At 55.9% G+C, this 19,717-nt stretch carries 18 protein-coding genes; 3 read left to right on the top strand and 15 right to left on the bottom strand.

Annotated elements, in window-relative coordinates; all coding sequences use genetic code 11:
• Positions 1-2: 2 nt before the first annotated feature.
• The 3 genes from rsxG to nth all read left to right on the top strand — a co-directional run bounded on the left by rsxG (position 3) and on the right by nth (position 2,135).
• Positions 3-698: an electron transport complex subunit RsxG gene (gene rsxG, locus A3OI_RS0106400; protein ID WP_018403474.1), complete on the top strand. Its 696-nt coding sequence runs from the start codon at positions 3-5 to the stop codon at positions 696-698.
• Positions 699-703: 5 nt separating this feature from the next.
• A complete protein-coding gene (locus A3OI_RS0106395) occupies positions 704-1,420 on the top strand; it encodes an electron transport complex subunit E (RefSeq protein WP_007351238.1) in 717 nt (238 codons plus the stop codon).
• A gap of 76 nt (positions 1,421-1,496) precedes the next feature.
• Positions 1,497-2,135 (top strand): endonuclease III, encoded by a 639-nt coding sequence (nth, locus tag A3OI_RS0106390; protein ID WP_026224037.1) that lies wholly within the window; start codon positions 1,497-1,499, stop codon positions 2,133-2,135.
• A 60-nt stretch (positions 2,136-2,195) separates the two neighbouring features.
• Here nth and rpoS read toward each other — a convergent pair whose 3' ends face one another.
• From rpoS to dnaE, 15 genes are all read right to left on the bottom strand, one after another.
• Entirely contained in the window at positions 2,196-3,197 is a 1,002-nt protein-coding gene (gene rpoS, locus A3OI_RS0106385; RefSeq protein ID WP_018403472.1) for an RNA polymerase sigma factor RpoS, read from the bottom strand.
• Positions 3,198-3,372: 175 nt separating this feature from the next.
• On the bottom strand, positions 3,373-4,179 hold the full coding sequence (locus A3OI_RS0106380; protein ID WP_018403471.1) for a peptidoglycan DD-metalloendopeptidase family protein: 807 nt from the start codon (positions 4,177-4,179) through the stop codon (positions 3,373-3,375).
• A gap of 188 nt (positions 4,180-4,367) precedes the next feature.
• A complete protein-coding gene (locus A3OI_RS0106375) occupies positions 4,368-5,357 on the bottom strand; it encodes a DUF368 domain-containing protein (RefSeq protein ID WP_018403470.1) in 990 nt (329 codons plus the stop codon).
• Positions 5,357-6,013 (bottom strand): protein-L-isoaspartate(D-aspartate) O-methyltransferase, encoded by a 657-nt coding sequence (locus A3OI_RS0106370; protein ID WP_018403469.1) that lies wholly within the window; start codon positions 6,011-6,013, stop codon positions 5,357-5,359. The genes A3OI_RS0106375 and A3OI_RS0106370 overlap by 1 nt, the downstream gene beginning before the upstream one ends.
• Positions 6,010-6,780 carry a 5'/3'-nucleotidase SurE gene (gene surE / locus A3OI_RS0106365; RefSeq protein ID WP_026224036.1) on the bottom strand — a complete coding sequence of 257 codons (771 nt, stop codon included), beginning with the start codon at positions 6,778-6,780 and terminating at the stop codon, positions 6,010-6,012. The genes A3OI_RS0106370 and surE overlap by 4 nt, the downstream gene beginning before the upstream one ends.
• 19 nt (positions 6,781-6,799) lie before the next feature.
• Positions 6,800-7,891, bottom strand: a complete 1,092-nt coding sequence (truD, locus tag A3OI_RS0106360) for a tRNA pseudouridine(13) synthase TruD (protein WP_018403467.1) — start codon at positions 7,889-7,891, stop codon at positions 6,800-6,802.
• Positions 7,888-8,367, bottom strand: coding sequence for a 2-C-methyl-D-erythritol 2,4-cyclodiphosphate synthase (gene ispF / locus A3OI_RS0106355; protein WP_018403466.1), 480 nt, complete (start codon positions 8,365-8,367; stop codon positions 7,888-7,890). Before ispF ends, truD begins: the two co-directional genes overlap by 4 nt.
• Positions 8,368-8,391: 24 nt before the next feature.
• On the bottom strand, positions 8,392-9,093 hold the full coding sequence (gene ispD / locus A3OI_RS0106350) for a 2-C-methyl-D-erythritol 4-phosphate cytidylyltransferase (RefSeq protein WP_018403465.1): 702 nt from the start codon (positions 9,091-9,093) through the stop codon (positions 8,392-8,394).
• A gap of 59 nt (positions 9,094-9,152) precedes the next feature.
• Complete coding sequence (locus A3OI_RS0106345) at positions 9,153-9,461, bottom strand: septum formation initiator family protein (RefSeq protein ID WP_040474953.1); 309 nt, start codon at positions 9,459-9,461, stop codon at positions 9,153-9,155.
• 208 nt (positions 9,462-9,669) lie between these two features.
• Positions 9,670-10,965, bottom strand: a complete 1,296-nt coding sequence (gene eno, locus A3OI_RS0106340) for a phosphopyruvate hydratase (RefSeq protein ID WP_018403463.1) — start codon at positions 10,963-10,965, stop codon at positions 9,670-9,672.
• Positions 10,966-11,148: 183 nt separating this feature from the next.
• On the bottom strand, positions 11,149-11,994 hold the full coding sequence (kdsA, locus tag A3OI_RS0106335; RefSeq protein WP_018403462.1) for a 3-deoxy-8-phosphooctulonate synthase: 846 nt from the start codon (positions 11,992-11,994) through the stop codon (positions 11,149-11,151).
• 3 nt (positions 11,995-11,997) lie between these two features.
• Complete coding sequence (locus tag A3OI_RS0106330; RefSeq protein WP_018403461.1) at positions 11,998-13,626, bottom strand: CTP synthase; 1,629 nt, start codon at positions 13,624-13,626, stop codon at positions 11,998-12,000.
• Positions 13,627-13,713: 87 nt separating this feature from the next.
• Positions 13,714-15,096 carry a tRNA lysidine(34) synthetase TilS gene (gene tilS, locus A3OI_RS0106325; protein ID WP_018403460.1) on the bottom strand — a complete coding sequence of 461 codons (1,383 nt, stop codon included), beginning with the start codon at positions 15,094-15,096 and terminating at the stop codon, positions 13,714-13,716.
• Entirely contained in the window at positions 15,080-16,033 is a 954-nt protein-coding gene (accA, locus tag A3OI_RS0106320; protein ID WP_018403459.1) for an acetyl-CoA carboxylase carboxyl transferase subunit alpha, read from the bottom strand. Before accA ends, tilS begins: the two co-directional genes overlap by 17 nt.
• Positions 16,034-16,224: 191 nt before the next feature.
• Positions 16,225-19,710 (bottom strand): DNA polymerase III subunit alpha, encoded by a 3,486-nt coding sequence (gene dnaE / locus A3OI_RS0106315; protein ID WP_018403458.1) that lies wholly within the window; start codon positions 19,708-19,710, stop codon positions 16,225-16,227.
• Between the last annotated feature and the right edge of the window lie 7 nt (positions 19,711-19,717).

The following is a 19,717-nucleotide window of genomic DNA, read 5'->3' as shown; positions in this document are numbered from 1 at the left end:
TTATGGCAACCATGGCTCAATCCATAAGCCGCAGCGCCATCGGCCTTGGCCTTTTCGCGGTGATAACCGGTGGCACCATCGCCCTGACCCAGGCAGTCACCAAGGAGCGTATTGCCGAGCAGGCGGCACGGGCCGAAGCCGCTGCGCTGTTCGAAATCATTCCCGAAAGCGCCCATAGCAATGACATGCTAAATGACACCATAAGCCTGCCAGACGCTGCTGTTCTTAACAGCGGTGAAGCGCCCAGCGCCTGGGTAGCCCGACAGCAGAGCGACCTGGTGGGTTTTATCATTCCGGTCACGGCCACCGACGGCTATTCCGGTGACATCAACCTGTTAGTGGGCATTACTCCGTCTGGCGAGTTATTGGGTGTACGGGTGACTGGCCACCATGAAACACCAGGGCTGGGGGATCGCATAGAAACCCGAAAATCGGATTGGGTTTACCAGTTTAACGGCCACTCACTGGCTAATACGCCGGGCAAACAGTGGAATGTAAAAAAGAACGGCGGCGAGTTTGACCAGTTTACCGGGGCCACCATTACCCCCCGGGCAGTGGTCAAAGCGGTTCACAAAACCCTGGTGTATGTGCGCAAACACCAAGCCGAAATTCGCCAGAGCCTGGGTTTGCCCGTCGAGCGTGGCAACCGCAAGCAACGCAATGCCGTTGCCAGTCATTTTTCCGAGCCGGAGCACTAATTGCCATGGCAACAAAAACATCACGCGAGATTATTCGCGACGGTCTTTGGAGCAATAACCCTGCACTAGTGCAGGTGCTGGGGCTGTGCCCTTTGCTGGCCGTAACCAGCACAGTGGTGAACGCACTGGGGCTGGGCCTGGCCACACTGCTGGTATTGATGGGTTCGAATCTGGCGGTATCGCTGATACGGAACTTTGTAAACGAATCTGTTCGCCTGCCGGCGTTTGTGATGATCATCGCCTCGTTTGTAACCTGCGCCGAACTGCTGATGCAGGCATACACTTACGAGCTGTATCAGATTCTGGGCATTTTCATCCCGTTGATTGTGACCAACTGCGCCATTCTGGGCCGCGCCGACGCCTTTGCATCACGCAACCCTCCAGGGCTCGCGCTGCTCGACGGTGCCATGATGGGGCTGGGCTTCTTGGCGGTTCTGGTGGTGCTGGGCGCCATGCGCGAACTGATCGGCCAAGGCACGCTGTTCGCGGACATGCACCTCCTACTGGGGCCCGTGGCCGCCGAGTGGACACTGCGCCCGTTTGCAGATTACCCCAACATGCTGTTTATGATGCTGCCACCCGGAGCGTTTATGGGCCTGGGCCTGCTGATCGCACTGAAAAATGTGATTGACAGTCGCATTGAAGAAAAACGCAAAGCTGCGCAAGTTGAAACGGTCAGCGCCGGCAGTAAACGGGTGCGAGTTACTGGCAGCCTTTCCTGATAAAAACTGACGAACAACGAATGATCGATTGCAGGCGCTACCTTGCCTGACACACCCACTTTATTGAATGACGGTTATGAACAAACAGAAACGCACAGAAATTTTCAGCCGTTTACGGGAAGAAAATCCCAAGCCGGTTACCGAACTGAGCTACAGCTCCGATTTTGAATTGCTGATTGCGGTCATTCTGTCGGCGCAGGCCACCGATGTGGGCGTGAACAAAGCCACCAGCAAACTGTATCCGGTGGCGAACACCCCGGAGGCCATTTTTGCCCTGGGAGTATATGGCCTTAAAGAATACATAAAAACCATTGGCCTGTTTAACAGCAAAGCCGAAAACGTGATAAAAACCTGCCGCGCGCTGATCGACCGCCACGCAAGCCAAGTACCGCGAACCCGGGAAGAACTGGAAGCATTACCCGGTGTTGGCCGCAAAACCGCCAATGTGGTGCTGAACACCGCCTTTGGTCAAATCGCCATGGCCGTAGATACCCACATATTCCGAGTATCTAACCGTACCGGTATTGCTCCGGGCAAGAACGTGCTGGAAGTGGAAAAGCGTCTGATACGCCTGGTACCGCAGGAATTTTTGCTGGATGCCCATCACTGGCTTATTCTGCACGGGCGCTATACCTGCATCGCCCGTAAGCCCCGGTGCGGTGCCTGTCTTATTGAAGATTTGTGCGAGTTCAAGGATAAACGCGACTATATATGATGCCTGATGCCCGATCAGGCTCGGCTGCCAACACGCGAGCGGCGCTGGCAGCCCTGACGGCTACTGGAATAAAAGATTTCCAGTAAGTCCTTCTTTTCCCAATATCTCGCGCAGCCTACGCAAAGCTTCCACCTGAATCTGGCGCACTCGTTCTCGGGTCAGACCGATTTCCTGCCCAACTTCTTCCAGCGTACTAACAGGATAGCCACGCAAGCCAAATCGGCGAGCCAGCACTTCCTGCTGTTTCTCGCTAAGTTGGTCAATCCACTGTTGAAGGCAAACCGAAATGTTGTTGTCCTGCAGCACATCGGCGGGGTCTGATGCGCCCTCGTCGGCTACCGTATCCAGAAGGGATTTTTCACCGCCGGCACCAATGGGCGTGTCCATAGAAGCAACGCGCTCGTTCAACCCGAGCATACGCTTAACATCTTTGACCGGTTTGTCGACCTTGCGGGCAATTTCTTCAGCTGTGGGTTCGTGGTCTAGTTGCTGGGTCAACTCGCGGGCCGCCCGCAGATACAGGTTGAGTTCTTTCACCACGTGAATGGGCAAGCGAATAGTGCGGGTCTGGTTCATAATGCCGCGTTCGATGGTTTGGCGAATCCACCAGGTGGCATAGGTAGAGAAGCGAAACCCGCGTTCTGGGTCAAACTTCTCAACCGCGCGAATCAAACCAAGGTTACCTTCTTCAATCAGATCCAACAGAGTCAAACCGCGATTCACATAGCGCCGGGCGATTTTTACAACCAACCGCAAGTTGCTTTCAATCATGCGTTTACGACCTGAGTCCTCGCCTTTTCGGGCCAGGCGTGCAAAATACACTTCCTCTTCAGGGGTAAGCAGCGGCGAAAAGCCTATTTCGTTGAGGTAAAGCTGTGTGGCATCCAGCTGTTTGCTACTGCTGTAATAACGACTGCTCGCCGGACGACTAGCAGGTTTCGCGGTTGTTTTGGTGGCAACCTTGCGCGGTGAGGCTGTATCCCCGGATTTTAGTTTCTTCTTTTCAGCGTCTTCGGACTGCTCGACGCGATCGACAATCAAGTCTTCCTGATATTGTGACATTCTGTTTGCCCCGCCTCTAAATGATCCTGGACAGCGCCCGTGTTTTGTTTATTAGGTCGGGCGTGCCGTTCTATTCGTGGTCGTATTCAGGACATCTATTCATGGCCACCCTGGCCGCTGTTGTTTCATTATTATTTTATGTGCGTATACGTTTTTTTACGTAGTGTTACCTAGTCTACCGCGCTGGTAAATAATATGCTGGATTTACTGGGTTGCCATTTTTTCGTATTTCAAAATGCAACATTGGCCACTCTGCGCCGCTGCTGCCCAATTCGGCAATTATCTGACCCGCCTGAACGTTCTCCCCTTCTTTGACCAGTATTTTACGATTGTGCCCGTAAGCGCTGAGATACTGCTCGCTGTGATTAACAATCACAAGATTGCCATAACCCAGTAAACCACTGCCTGCGTAGACCACACTTCCGCCAGCCGCAGCCCGTACAGAGTCGCCGGATTTTCCGGCAATATCAATCCCTTTGTTGACTTTTCCGGATGCTGAAAAGTTAGCAATTACAGTGCCAGAGTGAGGCCACCGCCATTTTATATCGGCAACGGTCTGGGTCTGCGACGCCAAAGGTGCGCTTGTGTCAGGCTTTCGGGTAATCACAGGTTGTCTGGTCGGCTTGGCGACTCGGGCGCTGCTGCTCGTTACTGTCGCTGCGCTGCGCTTGGCGCCAGCCCCTGCAACCGCTGTAGTGGGCGCTCGGCCACGCTTGTCAAGACGCAACACCTGGCCCGGTAGAATGGTCCAAGGTGCTCGCAGACCATTTGCGTTACCCAACTCCCGATAATCGCGACCATAGCGCCAGGCAATGCCGTACAGCGTTTCCCCGGACTTGACCATGTGCTGGCCCCAATACACCGGGGGGTTATAAATGTCGTCCTGATACAGCGCCGCCGTATTGCAACCGCCCAGCATCAACGTCAGCCACAACAGAGCTGCGACTGGATAGTTGAAAAAAAAGCGGGGCTGGGAAATCACGACATAGGTACCGATGCGGTTATGAAAAATTCAGCTCAACAATAATGCAAGCCCGCGCCGGTGTCTAAGTAGTTTCGGGATATTCGCTGTAAGCCACTATTGTTGCGATGATTTTTCTAACTGGCACAACAGGCTTTACGGGCACTCATGTTACCCGGGGGAGCAGTGTCTCTTACATTTCGTAACATTTAGGAGCGTTTACGCCCGGCAAAACGCAGCCCCAACCACTCCACCACCAGCACTAGCAGAATGCCCGCCACGGCCATCAGTAAAGCCTGGAAAACAAGTGGATTCAGGTCGGTCAGTTCAGCAAACAACGCCGGGCTAATGCTGACCTCGTGCACGGGCACCTGCTCTCCGGCGCTGTTGATCCGCCAACTCAGAGTTTCTTTCCAGGGCCAGACCTTGTTCAGCGCGCCCAGCATAAATCCGATCAACAGTGCCAGAACACTGTCGTGAAAACGGTCAAAGGCCCAGGTAATCACACGGGCAATGGAAAAAAGACCCGCCGCACAGCCGCCAACAAACAGCAACAACAACGCAACGTCAAAGCCCTTTATAGCGCTGAGCACTGGCACGTACATACCCAGAATGACCAAAATAAAACTGCCGGAAATGCCCGGTAGAATCATCGCACAAATGGCGATGGCTCCAGCAAACAGAAACATGAGCGCCGAAGGCTCGGCGGCCATAGCCGGCAAGCTGGTTATCCACCATGCAAAGGCCGTACCCGCCAATAACGGCAGCACCAGGCGCCAATGATACTGGCGAACTTCACGCCCGACGTGCCACACAGAGGCCAAAATCAGTCCGAAGAAGAAACTCCACAGCAAAATCGGATAGGTGGTCAATAAATAGCTGATCGCCGATGCCATGGTGGCGATGCTGAGCACAATGCCACCCAGCAGGGTCAACAAAAAACTGCCATCGCAGACTTGCCAGAAAACGGCAACGCGACCCCGAATCAAGTCGGTCAAAAGCGCTTTAGGCACTGCATTTACCGCCGCTAGAAGACGGAAATAAATGCCGGTAATAAACGCAATGGTGCCACCAGAAACGCCAGGAACTATGTCGGCCGCGCCCATGGCCAACCCCCGCAAAAAAACCGACGGCAAGCCCTGGGAACGCAAAGCTGCGTTCTTCTCATCAGTCCGCAAAATGGGCGACGTTTGGCTCATCAGCGCACTACCCCGCCCAACAAAGGCACAAACTTGACCGCTTCCAATTCCGTGCGCTCAAAACGATCGCCGCGGCGCACAATTTGAACCAGTACCTGTCGCTCGGCCCCCACCGGGGAGATCAGAACACCGTTGTCTGCCAGCTGTTGCAGCAACTCGGCGGGCACCTCGGTGGGTGCGGCGGTTACAATAATGCCGTCGTACGGGCCACGTTCGGGCCAGCCCATACCGCCATCAGCGTGGCGCAGCACAGCGTTGCGACACTTTAGATCGCGCAGGCGCTCCCTTGCTCGGTCCTGAAGTGGTTTTATGCGTTCAACGCTGAACACCTCGGCAAACAAATTGCACAGCACCGCGGTCTGATAGCCAGAGCCAGTACCCAATTCCAACACTTTCTTCGGTTGGTGGGCGTATAGCAATTCGGTCATACGGGCAACAACATAGGGTTGTGACAAGGTCTGGTTGTGGCCAATCGGCAAAGCGGTATCTTCATAGGCCCTGTGCGCCAAAGCTTCATCGAGAAAAATATGGCGTGGAACCTCGGCTATGGCGTCTAACACCTGTGGTGACGAAATGCCTTTGTCTTTCAGGCGCTGGATCAGGCGCAGGCGGGTGCGCCTGGACGTCATGCCTATGCCTTGAATGTGCGCACTCATTGCGGTTTGCCCGAGCTGTCTTCCAGGGCTTCAACCCAGTCACGCAGGCTAGACATCACTTGGTGCCGGGTCATGTCGATATGCACCGGCGTAATAGACACGTAGCCTTGAGAGATGGCGTGAAAGTCGGTGCCCGGGCCTGCATCACCGCCGTTACCGGCAGCGCCTATCCAGTAGCGTTTCTTGCCACGGGGACAGGTCACAGACACCGCACCCTCGGCCCGTTCACGGTCGCCCAGGCGGGTTACGCGGAATCCGGACAGTTCGCTCCAGGGCAAATCCGGTACATTCACATTCAGAATGGACCGCGGCCCAAGGTCCATTGGTTTGTGGAATTTCAGCAGCGTGGCAACCACCCGTGCGGCGGTGTCGTAATGAAACCGACCGTTATTGACGAGCGAAACCGCAATCGCCGGAAGGCCCAAATGGCGGCCTTCGGTGGCTGCCGCAACGGTGCCGGAATAAATTATGTCGTCGCCCAGATTGGCGTGGGTGTTGATGCCCGACACGACCCGATCAAAGGGTTGGTCAAACAAACCGTTTACCGCAAGATGGACACAGTCCGTTGGCGTGCCATCTACCGAGTAAAAACCGTTAGGATGCTCTTCTACCGTCAAAGGGCGCTGCAGGGTCAGCGAATTACTGGCGCCGCTGTGGTCGCGATCAGGGGCCACCACGTGCAGTTCACCCAGGCCTTGCAGACCTTCGTAAAGGGCAATTAACCCCGGCGAGTGCACGCCGTCATCATTGGATAACAGTATTCGCACCTTGTACTCCATAGATTTGTTATTCGGTAAGCCGACTCAGGGCAAGATCCTGCAACGCAAAAACGTCTGCCAGCAGCGTTGTTGCATACTGGCCAGCGCCCAGCGTAAATTCGATTGCCAGCGTGGTGCTGTCTTGCCATTCCCAATTCAGGTTTTGCGGCACCAGCTGCAGGGGCCGGCGCTCCGGCTGCATGCGCGTGCTGGCAAAGAGCGCGGCTAACTGCGGATTGGCGGCCACCGCCGAGCGCTCAAGCTGCTCCTGTTCGCCGGTCGCGCGGGTACCACCATCGCCCCACAGCGGGCCCGTGACCCTCTGCTCATCCGGCTCGCCAGCCATAGGCTGGCACCAGCTACCATTGTTGACGCGCGCGGCCAGCACTTCATTAAACAGCCATGAGCGGGCAGCGGAAAAATACAATACATTTTTCGAATCCTGACTGCTACGGCCGCCACGACCCCGGCCTTTGCTACGGCCCTTGGCGGGGCGATTCAGCGAGCGCGGATTCAACAACAGCGCATGGTCCAGGTTGGCGCCGTTATGGCCAAAGCGCTGGGGGCCAAAATAATTGGGCGCGCCAGATTCTGCCAAACGTTCCAGTGCCTGATCGATAGCGGCTCGATCGCCATCCACATTGCGCAGAATAATACGAAAGCCATTACCGCTGTGATCACCGCGTCGCAGCTTGCTCGCGCTGCGACAACTGTCTATGACTGGCCAGTATTCGCTGACCCTGGCGATAAAATCTGCATCGCTGTCATTCTGGCCCGGGCGATAAAGGCTGAACCACTGCCATGTCACGGCATGGCGATCTTTGAGGCCACAAAAGCTCACGTCAAAGGGGCGGAAATCGGCCATCGCTGCCAGTTCACGGGCAACATATTCGGTATTGTCGCCGGTTTTTTGCAACCGCAAACATAGGTGTTCGCCGGCGTTGCCGCTGCCGTTTTCGCCCTGAATGCTGGCCTTGTCCAGAACTTCACTAACCTGGAAGTCGTCTGTACCGTGTTTAAAATCGGCACTGGCCACGCACTTGCCGGTAGATAATGGCCATTGCAGACGCCAGTTATGGCCTTGCGCCGGATCTGTAGTGTCGTTTTGAGTATCGTTCATGAATTTTGCGCTTGCAGCAGGCAAATCGCCTGGCATGCAATGCCCTCCCCGCGGCCGGTGAAACCCAGCTGTTCGCTGGTGGTGGCTTTCACACTGACCTGACCGGCGGTAATGCTCAGGTCTTGTGCAATATTCACACGCATGGCGTTGACGTGAGGCGCCATTTTGGGCGCCTGGGCGATGATGATGGCATCCACATTCACCACGCTGTAATTCAGTTCCTGAACCCGATGCATGACGCGACGCAGCAGATCACGACTATCCGCACCGGCCCAGTCGGCGCTGGTGTCCGGGAACAGGTGGCCAATATCACCCAGCGCAAGAGCGCCAAGCAGCGCATCCGCCAACGCGTGCAGCAGCACGTCGCCGTCCGAATGAGCCTTCAAACCACGACTATAGGGAATACTGACACCCCCCAGAATAATCCTGTCGCCTTCACAAAAAGCGTGAACATCAAAGCCCTGACCAATTCGCATACTAATTCCATTCAGATGACCCAATTACAACTGGCCAAGAATGAAGCCGGCCAGCGCCAAGTCCGCAGGCACGGTGATTTTGATATTATCCGGCCGCCCTTCCACCAACAGCGGCCCGTGCCCGACCTGCTCCATCGCCGAGGCCTCGTCGGTTAGTGCAACACCCTGATTTAGCGCCCTTTGTAAAGCGTCACGCAACAGACCGTAGCGGAACACTTGCGGGGTTAGCGCGCGCCACAGATGGCGGCGATCAACGGTTGATGTAACCGTATCCGGCGCCCGGGGGCTTGCCATTTTGAGGGTGTCAGTCACCGGTGCAGCCAGTATACCGCCCACACTGTGGGCACCCACTTTTTCTAACAGCCGTTTAAGATCATTAGCCGCCACACAGGGGCGAGCCGCGTCATGTACCAACACCCAATCGTCATTTTTAGCCTTTGGTGCCAATGCCTGCAACGCATTCAGTACCGAATTGGCGCGTTCGTTACCGCCGGCGCAGGTTGCGATTCGGCTGTCAGAACTTGCGTTCGTACCGGCCCACCAACTGTCGGTGGAACTTAACGGCACCATACATCCTGCCGCCGGCAACGCAGCCAGCAAGCGCCGCAGGGTTATATCCAGTATGTATTCGCCATCAACGCGCAGATACTGTTTTGGACATTCAGCCGCCATACGTTGGCCAACACCGGCAGCGGGGACAATCAGCCAAAGGGATGCTTCAGGCATGGGCGGGGACGCTGTGGTTTTGGAACAGAGCTCCGTGGTTGCGCAGCAAAGCGCTGAGGTTATTGGTCGACCACCAAAAAGAAAGTTTCATCATTACGAATCAGGCCCAGATTGATACGCGCACGCTCTTCCACAGCACCCTGTTCATTGCGCAGATTACGAACTTCAGCGTACAACCGCTCGTTGCGAGTCGCCAGGGTGTCATTGCCCTGTTGCTGCTCTGCGATGGCCTGTTCCAGCGCCCACACTTGGGCAAAACTGCCCTCACCGATCCACAAGCGTACCTGCAGTAGCAAAACCAGCACAATAATGAAGGCCCAGATAAGTTTGATGGGCGAAAAAAAAGCGCTTGGAGACGGCTCGGCCATAACAGTTTCCGGGTTGCCAGTGAGCGTTGATTGTACGGTTGGCGTCCAGTGCTTATAAAACACCCAGCAGCAATAGTATAGACCTTTATAAAGCGGAATAACAAATACCGCTAACTGACTGTTAAAAAAGGTCATAGTGCCTAGCCTTTCAGCTTGGCACCATGACCTTTGCATTTCCACAACCAGCAAAAGAGCCGACCTGAACGATTTAGCCCTGGCCTTTGATCTCACGCAAACCGTTGTAGGCCACCTTTCCACCCAGCGCTTCTTCAATGCGCAGCAACTGATTGTACTTGGCTACACGGTCAGAACGGCACAAAGAGCCGGTCTTGATCTGGCCGGCGCAGGTGGCAACCGCCAGATCCGCGATGGTGGTGTCTTCGGTTTCACCCGAACGGTGCGAGATCACCGCAGTAAATCCTGCGTCCTGGGCCATCTTGATGGCGTCCAGCGTTTCGCTCAGACTGCCAATCTGATTGAACTTGATCAGAATGGAGTTGGCCACACCGGTGTCGATACCGCGCTTAAGGATTTTGGTGTTGGTGACAAACAAGTCATCGCCCACCAACTGTACCTTGTCGCCAATTTTGTCGGTCAGTATTTTCCAGCCGTCCCAGTCGCTTTCGTCCATGCCGTCTTCAATCGACACTATCGGGTAGCGCTCAGCCAGGCCCGCCAGGTAATCGGCAAAGCCGGCAGAGTCAAAACTCTTGCCTTCGCCAGCCAGCACATAATGGCCATCTTTGTAGAATTCGGAGGCAGCGCAATCCAGAGCGAGGGTAATGTCGGTGCCCAGCTTGTAACCGGCTTTTTCTACCGCTTCCTGAATCATGGCCAGCGCAGCTTCGTTAGACGGCAGGTTGGGGGCAAACCCACCCTCGTCACCCACTGCGGTGTTCAGGCCCTGGGCCTGTAGCACTTTTTTCAGGCTGTGAAAAATCTCGGCGCCAATGCGCAGAGCGTCGGCGAAACTCTTGGCGGCCACGGGCTGCACCATGAATTCCTGTATGTCGACGTTATTGTCAGCGTGCTCGCCGCCATTAAGAATGTTCATCATTGGCACCGGCATGCTGTACTTGCCGGAGGTTCCGTTGATATCGGCAATGTGCTCGTACAGCGGTTTGCCCAATGACGCTGCTGCGGCTTTGGCAGCGGCCAGTGACACCGCAAGAATGGCATTGGCGCCCAGATTGGCTTTGTTCTCGGTACCGTCCAGTTCCAGCATGGTGTTATCCAGACCACGCTGGTCGGCAGCGTCTTTGCCCATCAGCGCATCGCGGATTTTTCCGTTAATGGCAGCAACGGCCTTGAGCACGCCTTTACCCAGGTAACGGGACGCATCGCCGTCACGCAGTTCCAACGCTTCGCGGGAGCCTGTGGAGGCGCCAGACGGTGCACAAGCACGGCCAAGAGTGCCATCTTTAAGAATAACGTCTGCTTCAACGGTAGGGTTACCGCGGGAATCCAGAACTTCGCGGGCTTTGATGTTGGCAATTGTGGTCATTCTTCATGGTCTCCGGGTTTTTAGTCAGAATCGGGTGTAAGAGAGAGCGGGGAACGGCTTTGCGAAAAACGCTCGAGCCCATCCATGGGGCGCTTAGGCTCCGCCATCCATGGCTACGCAAATTTTCGCAAAGCCGTTCCCCGCTCTCTCCCGTTGTTCGTACTCATACTGAAATACCGCCAATCAGGCGGTGTCGATGGGTTTAAAGCTTTTTACCAGGTCGTCGACGGCTTTCACTCTTTCCAGGAACGGCTCCAGCTGACTCAGTCGCAGCGCACAGGGTCCGTCGCACATCGCTTCGTCCGGATTTGGATGAGCTTCCAGGAAGAGACCGGCCAGGCCCTGGGACATGCCTGCCAGCGCCAATTCCGTCACTTGCGCACGGCGGCCGCCGGCGGAATCGGCGCGTCCACCGGGCATTTGTAACGAGTGGGTTACGTCGAACATGACCGGCACGTTCATGGACTTCATGATGCCAAAGCCAAGCATGTCCACCACCAGGTTGTTGTAACCAAAGCTGCTGCCGCGCTCACACAGAATTATCCGGTCAGTGCCGGCTTCCCCGAACTTGGCGATGATATGTTTCATCTCTTGCGGTGCCAGAAACTGGGCTTTCTTGATATTGATGACCGCGCCGGTTTTTGCCATGGCCACCACCAGATCGGTCTGGCGGCTCAAGAACGCGGGCAGCTGAATAATGTCGCACACCTCTGCTGCAGGCGCGGCCTGGGCGGCTTCGTGCACATCGGAAATAATCGGCACATCGAACCGGGCTTTGATATCTGCCAGTATTTGCAAGCCTTTGTTCAGCCCCGGCCCGCGGAACGAGTTCACCGAAGAGCGGTTAGCCTTATCGAAAGAGGCCTTGAACACATAGGGTATGCCCAGTTTACGGCACACCTCTACGTAAGTTTCAGCGACCTCGAATGCCAGCTCGCGGGATTCCAGTACGTTCATGCCCGCAAACAGCACGAATGGCTTGTGGTTGGCTATCTCGATATCGCTAACGGTAACGGTGTTCTGGGCCATGAATCAGTGCTCCTTGCGATGTGCCAGGGCGGCTTCCACAAACCCCTTGAACAACGAATGGCCATCGCGGGGTGTAGAGGTGAATTCCGGGTGGAACTGACACGCCACAAACCAGGGATGGTCTTCCACTTCTACCACTTCCACCAGTTTGCCATCGGTAGAACGACCAGACACTTTCAGGCCGGCTTCTTCCAGGCGCAGCAGAAAGTGGTTGTTCACTTCGTAACGGTGACGGTGACGCTCGCGAATGGTTTTGCGTCCGTAGCAGTTAGCAATATTGGAACCCTCGGCCAGCACGCAATCCTGGCCCCCCAGGCGCATGGTGCCGCCAAGGTCGGAGTTATCGGTACGCTCTTCGCGCTCACCGCTGGCATCCAGCCATTCGGTGATCAAACCAACGACCGGTTCGGGGCTGTGGGGACGGAACTCGGTGCTGTGGGCGTCTGTCAGACCGGCCATATTGCGGGCGTATTCAATCACCGCTACCTGCATACCCAGACAGATACCCAGGTAAGGCACCTTGTTCTCGCGGGCGTACTGTACGGTGCGGATTTTGCCTTCCACGCCGCGCTCGCCAAAACCGCCAGGCACCAAAATAGCATCAACATTTTCCAACACGCCGGTGCCGTCACGCTCGATGTCTTCCGAGTCGATGTAGTTAATATTAACCTTGGTGCGGGTTTTGATTCCGGCGTGTAGCAGGGATTCAATCAGCGACTTATAAGCTTCCAGCAGCTCCATGTATTTGCCAACCATGGCAATGGTCACTTCGTGCTGCGGGTTCATCAGGGATTCAACCACGTTATCCCATTCGCTCAGGTCGGCTTCGCGGGCATCCAGGTTGAAACGCTCGATTACCAGCTGGTCCAGACCATGGTCGTGCAGCATACGCGGAATGACATAAATCGATTTGGCATCACGCAGGGGGATAACCGCACGCTCTTCGACGTTGGTGAACAGAGCAATCTTGCGTCGCGAGCTGGCATCCACTTCGTGATCGGAGCGGCACAGCAGAATGTCTGGCTGCAGGCCGATGGAGCGCATTTCCTTCACCGAGTGCTGGGTCGGTTTGGTTTTGATTTCGCCGGCCGTGGCAATGTAGGGCACCAGGGTAAGGTGCATAAACAAAGCGCGGCTGGAACCTACTTCCACTTTCAGTTGCCGACAGGCTTCCAAAAACGGCAAGGATTCAATGTCGCCTACGGTGCCGCCCACTTCCACCAGCGCCACGTCGACGCCTGCGGCGCCTTCAATCACACGGCGTTTAATTTCATCGGTAATGTGGGGAATAACCTGCACGGTGCCGCCGAGATAATCGCCACGGCGTTCTTTACGAATCACTTCTTCGTAGACGCGGCCGGCAGTGAAGTTGTTCCGGCGGGTCATCGGGGTGCGAATAAAGCGCTCGTAGTGGCCAAGATCCAAGTCGGTTTCGGCGCCGTCGTCGGTGACAAACACTTCACCGTGCTGGAACGGGCTCATTGTTCCCGGGTCTACGTTAATGTACGGGTCCAGCTTGAGGATGGTTACCTTCAGGCCGCGCGCCTCAAGGATCGCGGCCAGTGAGGCCGATGCGATTCCTTTCCCAAGTGAGGACACAACACCGCCGGTGACGAAAATATAACGCGTCATGCAGATTCCATGATTGTCAGGTTCTGTGGAGGGGGGAGATTGTCATCTCAAGATGGGACGTCAGACTACCAGAAAGCCCCAACCTGCTCAATCACAATCCCGCCCCACAATCAGCCGCCAGCCACTTGAAGGAGCGCTTCCACTGTATTTTTCCGAACACCATAAAGAGCCCACTGCAATTAACTCCTCGGCAGCGCCGCAACCCGCAAAAACCAAGGGCAAACGGGCTCTTTCCCAAGGTGGCACTGCCTGCTCCTGCAGCCATTTTTTCACGACTTTTGCCGGTCCTTCAGGGTAAAGGCGGATGCGTTCGCCGCCCTGCCTCGTAGATACCCGTATTGGCGGCGGCCCAATTTGCTGATCGTTGCCTTGATTGTGGTCGTTACTTTGCCAGGCCAACGCCAATGTCCACTCTCCCCAGCGCAGCGTCTGCTGCGGTAAAACCGACTGCGAGCCTTCCGGCAAGGGGTTTTGCGCTGCCACAAGATACAGTCTGTGCTGAAAGCGTCGAACGCTATAGCCCTGCCCCAACAGTTCCGGCTCACGATCTGCAGCAGCATCCATTAACCCTGCCAGAGTCCGCTGCCAGTCTGCGGACACAGGCGCAGGTAAGCCGCAAGACTGGCACCACCAGCGCAGCAGGTTGCCCTGTTCCGGGGGCGACAGTTCAGCAAACGCACGCTGGTCCAGCGAATATGGCTGGCTGTGCTGATAGACCCCATCGCAGGCATGCCACTGAAGCTGCGCCAGCTTTTGGTTTAGCGTATGGCTGTCGGCACAGCCGCGGGCTGATGCCTCTACACGCCGTATGAACGATGGCCAGCGGCTTTTTAGCGGTGGAATCACGCTATTGCGCAGGTAATTGCGATCAAAACGTTGGTCGCTGTTGCTAGGGTCTTCTATCCACGGCAGCCCGGCGCCCTCGGCCCAGGCTTCCAGCTGAGCACGGGAAAACTCAAGCAACGGTCGCGCCAGAGCACCTGCACCCAGGGCACGGGTGAATGGCATGCCTGCCAGACCCGCCACGCCACTGCCGCGAAAAAGACGGAACAATACGGTTTCCAGTTGATCGTCGCCGTGGTGGGCCAGCAATAACAGCTCATCGGCACGCAAATATTGCTCAAATACACCGTAGCGGGCTGCGCGCGCAGCCTGCTCCAGGCCCCCGACACCTTCTGCTTTGACTGGCACCGTCACGGATACGACGCGCAGGGGCACGCTCAAGCGCGCGCAGACATCGCGGCAAAAGGCGTCCACCTCTGCAGCATTAGGCTGTAACTGGTGATTGATGTGGAGCGCAGATAAGGCAATGGAGGCCGGCGTAATCGCCGCGAACAGATGCAACAGTAAAGAAGAATCCAGACCGCCACTAAAGGCAATACACAGACGGTCATGCTGGGGAAGCTGCCTGGCCAGATCGCGCAGCGGCGATGGCCAGGCTGGGGCGCTGTGGCTAACGTCCACTGTCATAGTGGGTCAGGCGCTCATAGCGCCTTGCAGCCAGTTCGTCCAGAGGCAAGCGGGTCAACTCGGCTAGACCTTCCGTTAGCGTCGCCTTAAGCGAATTGGCCATATCTTGAGGCTTACGGTGAGCGCCACCCAGGGGTTCTTTGATCACGTTATCCGCCAGGCCCAGATCTTTCAGGCGATCTGCCGTTACGCCCATGGCTGCGGCGGCTTCCGATGCGTAGTCTGCGCTTTTCCACAAAATGGACGCACAACCTTCCGGGGAAATAACCGCGTAGGTGGAATACTGCAGCATGTTCAGCTGATCGCACACACCAATAGCCAGTGCACCGCCTGAACCGCCCTCGCCGATAACGGTGGAGATTATTGGCGTTTTCAAGCGCGACATAACCGCCAGGTTGAACGCAATGGCTTCACTCTGTCCGCGTTCTTCCGCACCGATACCGGGATAAGCGCCCGGGGTGTCGATAAAGGTCAAAATTGGCATTTTGAAACGCTCGGCCATTTCCATCAGCCGCAAAGCTTTACGGTAACCTTCCGGGCGCGGCATACCGAAGTTACGCTTCACTTTCTCGCGCACCTCACGGCCTTTCTGGTGGCCAAGTACCATAACCGGCCTATCATTAATACGGGCTGTACCACCCACCATCGAATAGTCGTCGGCGTAGCGCCGATCACCGTGCAGCTCATCGAAATCGTCAAACAACATCTCGATGTAATCGAGCGTGTAAGGCCTGCGCGGATGCCGCGCCAAACGCGTAACATCCCACGGTTTGAGGTCAGAGAAAATGCTCTCCGTCAGGCTAACGCTCTTTTTCTTGAGCCGGGCAATTTCATCGGTGATGTTGATGTCGGTGTCGTTGCCCACCATCCGCAGCTCTTCGATTTTGGCTTCCAGATCGGCAATGGGCTGTTCGAAATCGAGATAATTAGGGTTCATTGTGTTCCATCATTTGAATTCGTGGCAGCCGCAGCTACCAGGCCGGAATTTGAGTCAAAGATAACAGCGCAGTCGCCGAGCCTAAAGCGGACATTGGTCTGACTGCACCTACCTGACAAAATGGTAATCTTTACGATGCCACGCCCGCCTCGGCCAGCGCAGCAAACAAATAAGGTAAGTAAGTATTGCCTTTAATCATAGACCAGTTCCACGCTGCGGTCGCCCACCAGGTATTTCAGCTCCAGCAACAGGCTGTCGTTGGGCTCTACCCGCCAGGATGAACCCAGCTCAATACGAGTGCTGGCGGCCGGACTGGTGTACTCAATCCACACCGGGCTACCTTCGCAGCGATGCGGCGCCAGCAATTGTTCCAGTGAGTCCAGCAGGCCATTGCCAAGCTGGCTTTCATTCAGTTTCAACTGCAAACCGCGGCTGAACTGCTGGCGGGCGCTGGCTACGTCCATCACCGAATTGACCCGCATCTTCATCTGCCCAGAGTAGTCATCGTGGCTGACCTGACCTTCCACTACAATCACCTGATCTGACTGCAACAGCTCGCGGTTTTCAAAAAACGCTTCGGAAAAAAGCGTCGCTTCGATGCGCCCACTGCGATCATCCAGGGTAATAAAGCACATGGTGGAACCGGTGCGCGTTTTCATGGTGCGCTGCGCCACCACCAGCCCGGCTACCCGTTGTGGCGATTTATTGGGTTTCAGGTCGGCGATCGAGGAGCGCACGAAGCGCCGAACTTCGCGCTCGTATTCGTCAAACGGATGCCCGGTCAGATATAGCCCAAGCGTGTCTTTTTCACCTTTAAGGCGTTGTTTTTCCGGCCACTCACGAATATCGGCCACATCGGTGTAGGCATCTACGTCAGCGGCGGTTTCCAGCATATCGCCAAACATGTCCACCATGCCGGCGGCTTCATTACGCGACTGCTGACCGGCCTGTAGTATGGCTTTTCCGATGCTGGCCATCAGCTGGGCTCGGCCGGCGCCTAACTTGTCCATAGCGCCAGCGCGAATCATCGCTTCCAGCGCGCGTTTGTTCACCTTTTTCAGATCAACCCGGCGGCAAAAGTCGAACAGGTCAATAAACGGCCCGTCTTCTTTTCGCGCCGTCACAATGCTATTAATGGGCCCCTCACCCAAGCCTTTGATAGCACCCAGGCCATACACCACCTGGCCATCGTCATTGGCGGTGAAGGCGTATTCCGAGGTACTGACATCCGGCAGCACCAACTCCAGTTTCAAGCTACGGCACTCTTCCACCAGCGTAACCACCTTGTCGGTGTTCTGCATATCGGCGGTGAGCACGGCGGCCATAAACTCGGCGGTGTAGTGAGTCTTTAACCAGAGGGTTTGGTAAGACACCAGAGCATAAGCGGCGGAGTGGGATTTGTTAAAACCGTAACCGGCAAACTTTTCCACCAGATCGAAGATGTTTTCCGCCAAGGTCTTATCAATATTATTGCCAGCACAGCCATCCAGAAAAAATTGCTTCTGCTTGGCCATTTCTTCGGGTTTTTTCTTACCCATTGCGCGGCGTAACATGTCCGCGTTACCCAGACTGTAACCCCCCATCACCTGGGCGATCTGCATAACCTGTTCCTGGTACAGGATAACGCCGTAGGTGGGCTCCAATACCGGCTTCAGGCCTTCATACTGATAATCCGGGTGCGGGAAAGACATCGGCTGCTTGCCATGCTTTCGGTCAATAAAGTCGTCTACCATGCCCGACTGCAAGGGGCCGGGGCGGAACAGCGCCACCAGGGCGATCATGTCTTCCAGGGAATCCGGTTGCAGGCGCCGGATCAGGTCTTTCATACCGCGGGATTCCAGCTGGAACACGGCGGTGGTTTCGGCCTTTTTCAGCATCACGAACGAGGCCGCGTCGTCCAGCGGAATTTCGCTGATGTCCAACGGCTTTAACCCGCGCTTTTCCCGCCGCGGATTGATCATTTTCAGCGCCCAATCGATGATGGTCAGCGTGCGCAGGCCGAGAAAGTCGAACTTCACCAGGCCGGCGTCTTCCACATCGTTTTTGTCGAACTGGGTTACCAGGCTGCCGCCGTCGTCGTCGCAATACAACGGCGAAAAGTCGGTGATCTTGGTTGGCGCAATCACCACACCGCCGGCGTGTTTGCCAGCGTTACGGCACACGCCTTCAAGCTTGATCGCCATTTCCCAGATTTCCTGGGCCTCTTCATCCTGCGCCAGAAACTCTTTGAGTGACGGTTCCTGCTCTACGGCCTTGGCCAGGGTCATACCCACTTCAAACGGGATCATTTTGGACAGTTTGTCCGCCAGCCCGTAAGACTTGCCCTGCACCCTTGCTACGTCACGCACCACGGCTTTGGCGGCCATGGTACCGAACGTTATTATCTGCGATACCGCTTCGCGACCGTATTTTTCGGCCACATAGGCGATGACCCGATCGCGGCCTTCCATACAGAAGTCGACGTCGAAGTCGGGCATGGAGACCCGTTCGGGGTTCAAAAAGCGCTCGAACAGCAGATCGTATTGCAGCGGGTCCAGGTCGGTAATCAACTGAGCGTAGGCCACCAGGGAACCGGCACCGGAACCACGGCCCGGTCCTACCGGCACGCCGTTGTTCTTTGCCCACTTGATAAAGTCCATCACGATCAGAAAGTAGCCGGGAAAACCCATCTGGATGATGATATCCAGTTCAAATTTCAGCCGGTCGTAATAGGCCTGACGCTTGCTGTCATAATCCGGATCGTCTTTGGGCAGGGTTTTGGCCAGACGATCTTCCAACCCTTCTTCCGACACCTGGCGAAAGTAATCGTCCATGGTCATGCCTTCAGGCACGGGGTAGTTGGGCAGAAAGTATTCGCCCATGCGCACGGTGACCGAGCAGCGGCGGGCGATGGCCAGGGTGTTTTCCACGGCTTCTGGAATGTCGGCAAACAGCTCGATCATTTCTTCAGAACTGCGCAGGTGCTGCTGGTCACTAAAGCGGCGGTCGCGGCGAGGATCGTCCAGAGTGCGGCTTTCGCCAATGCATACCCGCGCTTCGTGAGCCTCGAAGTCTTCCGCATAAATAAAGTGGACATCGTTGGTGGCCACCACCGGCAAGCCCAATTCAGCCGCCAGTTCCACATTTAGATGCAAGCAGTCTTCATCACCCGCACGGCCAGTACGCTGAAGCTCCAGATAAAAACTGCCGGGATACAGGTCACGCCAATAGCAGGCCCGGTCGCGGGCAAGTTTGGGTTTGTCTGACAACATCGCCTTGGCGACATCGCCCATTTTGCCACCCGAGAGCATAATCAGGCCCTGGCTGCGAGCTTCCAGCCATTCGCGCTTAATGATGGGCTTGCCAAAACGCTGACCCTCGGTATAACCCAGCGAAACAATTTCGGTCAGGTTCAGGTAGCCGTCGTTGTTACTGGCCAGCAGGGTTGTGCGAAACGGGCTCTCTGGCTCGTCCGGGTTTTCGAGCCACAAATCAGCACCAATAATGGGCTTAACCCCGGCGCCAAGCGCGGCTTTGTAAAATCGCACCAATGAAAACATATTGGACTGTTCGGTGAGCCCAACGGCAGGCATGCCCAGCTCCACCACCCGTTTGATCAACGGCTTTACCCGTACCAGACCATCCACCAGGGAGTGTTCAGAGTGAATGCGAAGATGTACAAAGGTCTGGGCAGTCATTGCAGAT

Source organism: Marinobacter gelidimuriae, from assembly GCF_000372805.1.
In the GTDB taxonomy this organism is placed as follows: domain Bacteria; phylum Pseudomonadota; class Gammaproteobacteria; order Pseudomonadales; family Oleiphilaceae; genus Marinobacter; species Marinobacter gelidimuriae.
Note: the sequence above shows the minus strand (reverse complement) of the source record. Positions and strands in the feature narration are given on the sequence as shown.

Bases quoted from the DNA above. Each gene is read 5' to 3' on its own strand.
- rsxG (WP_018403474.1), top strand. From the start codon at position 3: ATGGCAACCATGGCTCAATCCATAAGCCGCAGCGCCATCGGCCTTGGC.
- A3OI_RS0106395 (WP_007351238.1), top strand. From the start codon at position 704: ATGGCAACAAAAACATCACGCGAGATTATTCGCGACGGTCTTTGGAGC.
- nth (WP_026224037.1), top strand. From the start codon at position 1,497: ATGAACAAACAGAAACGCACAGAAATTTTCAGCCGTTTACGGGAAGAA.
- rpoS (WP_018403472.1), bottom strand. From the start codon at position 3,197: ATGTCACAATATCAGGAAGACTTGATTGTCGATCGCGTCGAGCAGTCC.
- A3OI_RS0106375 (WP_018403470.1), bottom strand. From the start codon at position 5,357: ATGAGCCAAACGTCGCCCATTTTGCGGACTGATGAGAAGAACGCAGCT.
- A3OI_RS0106370 (WP_018403469.1), bottom strand. From the start codon at position 6,013: ATGAGTGCGCACATTCAAGGCATAGGCATGACGTCCAGGCGCACCCGC.
- truD (WP_018403467.1), bottom strand. From the start codon at position 7,891: ATGAACGATACTCAAAACGACACTACAGATCCGGCGCAAGGCCATAAC.
- ispF (WP_018403466.1), bottom strand. From the start codon at position 8,367: ATGCGAATTGGTCAGGGCTTTGATGTTCACGCTTTTTGTGAAGGCGAC.
- ispD (WP_018403465.1), bottom strand. From the start codon at position 9,093: ATGCCTGAAGCATCCCTTTGGCTGATTGTCCCCGCTGCCGGTGTTGGC.
- A3OI_RS0106345 (WP_040474953.1), bottom strand. From the start codon at position 9,461: ATGGCCGAGCCGTCTCCAAGCGCTTTTTTTTCGCCCATCAAACTTATC.
- eno (WP_018403463.1), bottom strand. From the start codon at position 10,965: ATGACCACAATTGCCAACATCAAAGCCCGCGAAGTTCTGGATTCCCGC.
- kdsA (WP_018403462.1), bottom strand. From the start codon at position 11,994: ATGGCCCAGAACACCGTTACCGTTAGCGATATCGAGATAGCCAACCAC.
- A3OI_RS0106330 (WP_018403461.1), bottom strand. From the start codon at position 13,626: ATGACGCGTTATATTTTCGTCACCGGCGGTGTTGTGTCCTCACTTGGG.
- tilS (WP_018403460.1), bottom strand. From the start codon at position 15,096: ATGACAGTGGACGTTAGCCACAGCGCCCCAGCCTGGCCATCGCCGCTG.
- accA (WP_018403459.1), bottom strand. From the start codon at position 16,033: ATGAACCCTAATTATCTCGATTTCGAACAGCCCATTGCCGATCTGGAA.
- dnaE (WP_018403458.1), bottom strand. From the start codon at position 19,710: ATGACTGCCCAGACCTTTGTACATCTTCGCATTCACTCTGAACACTCC.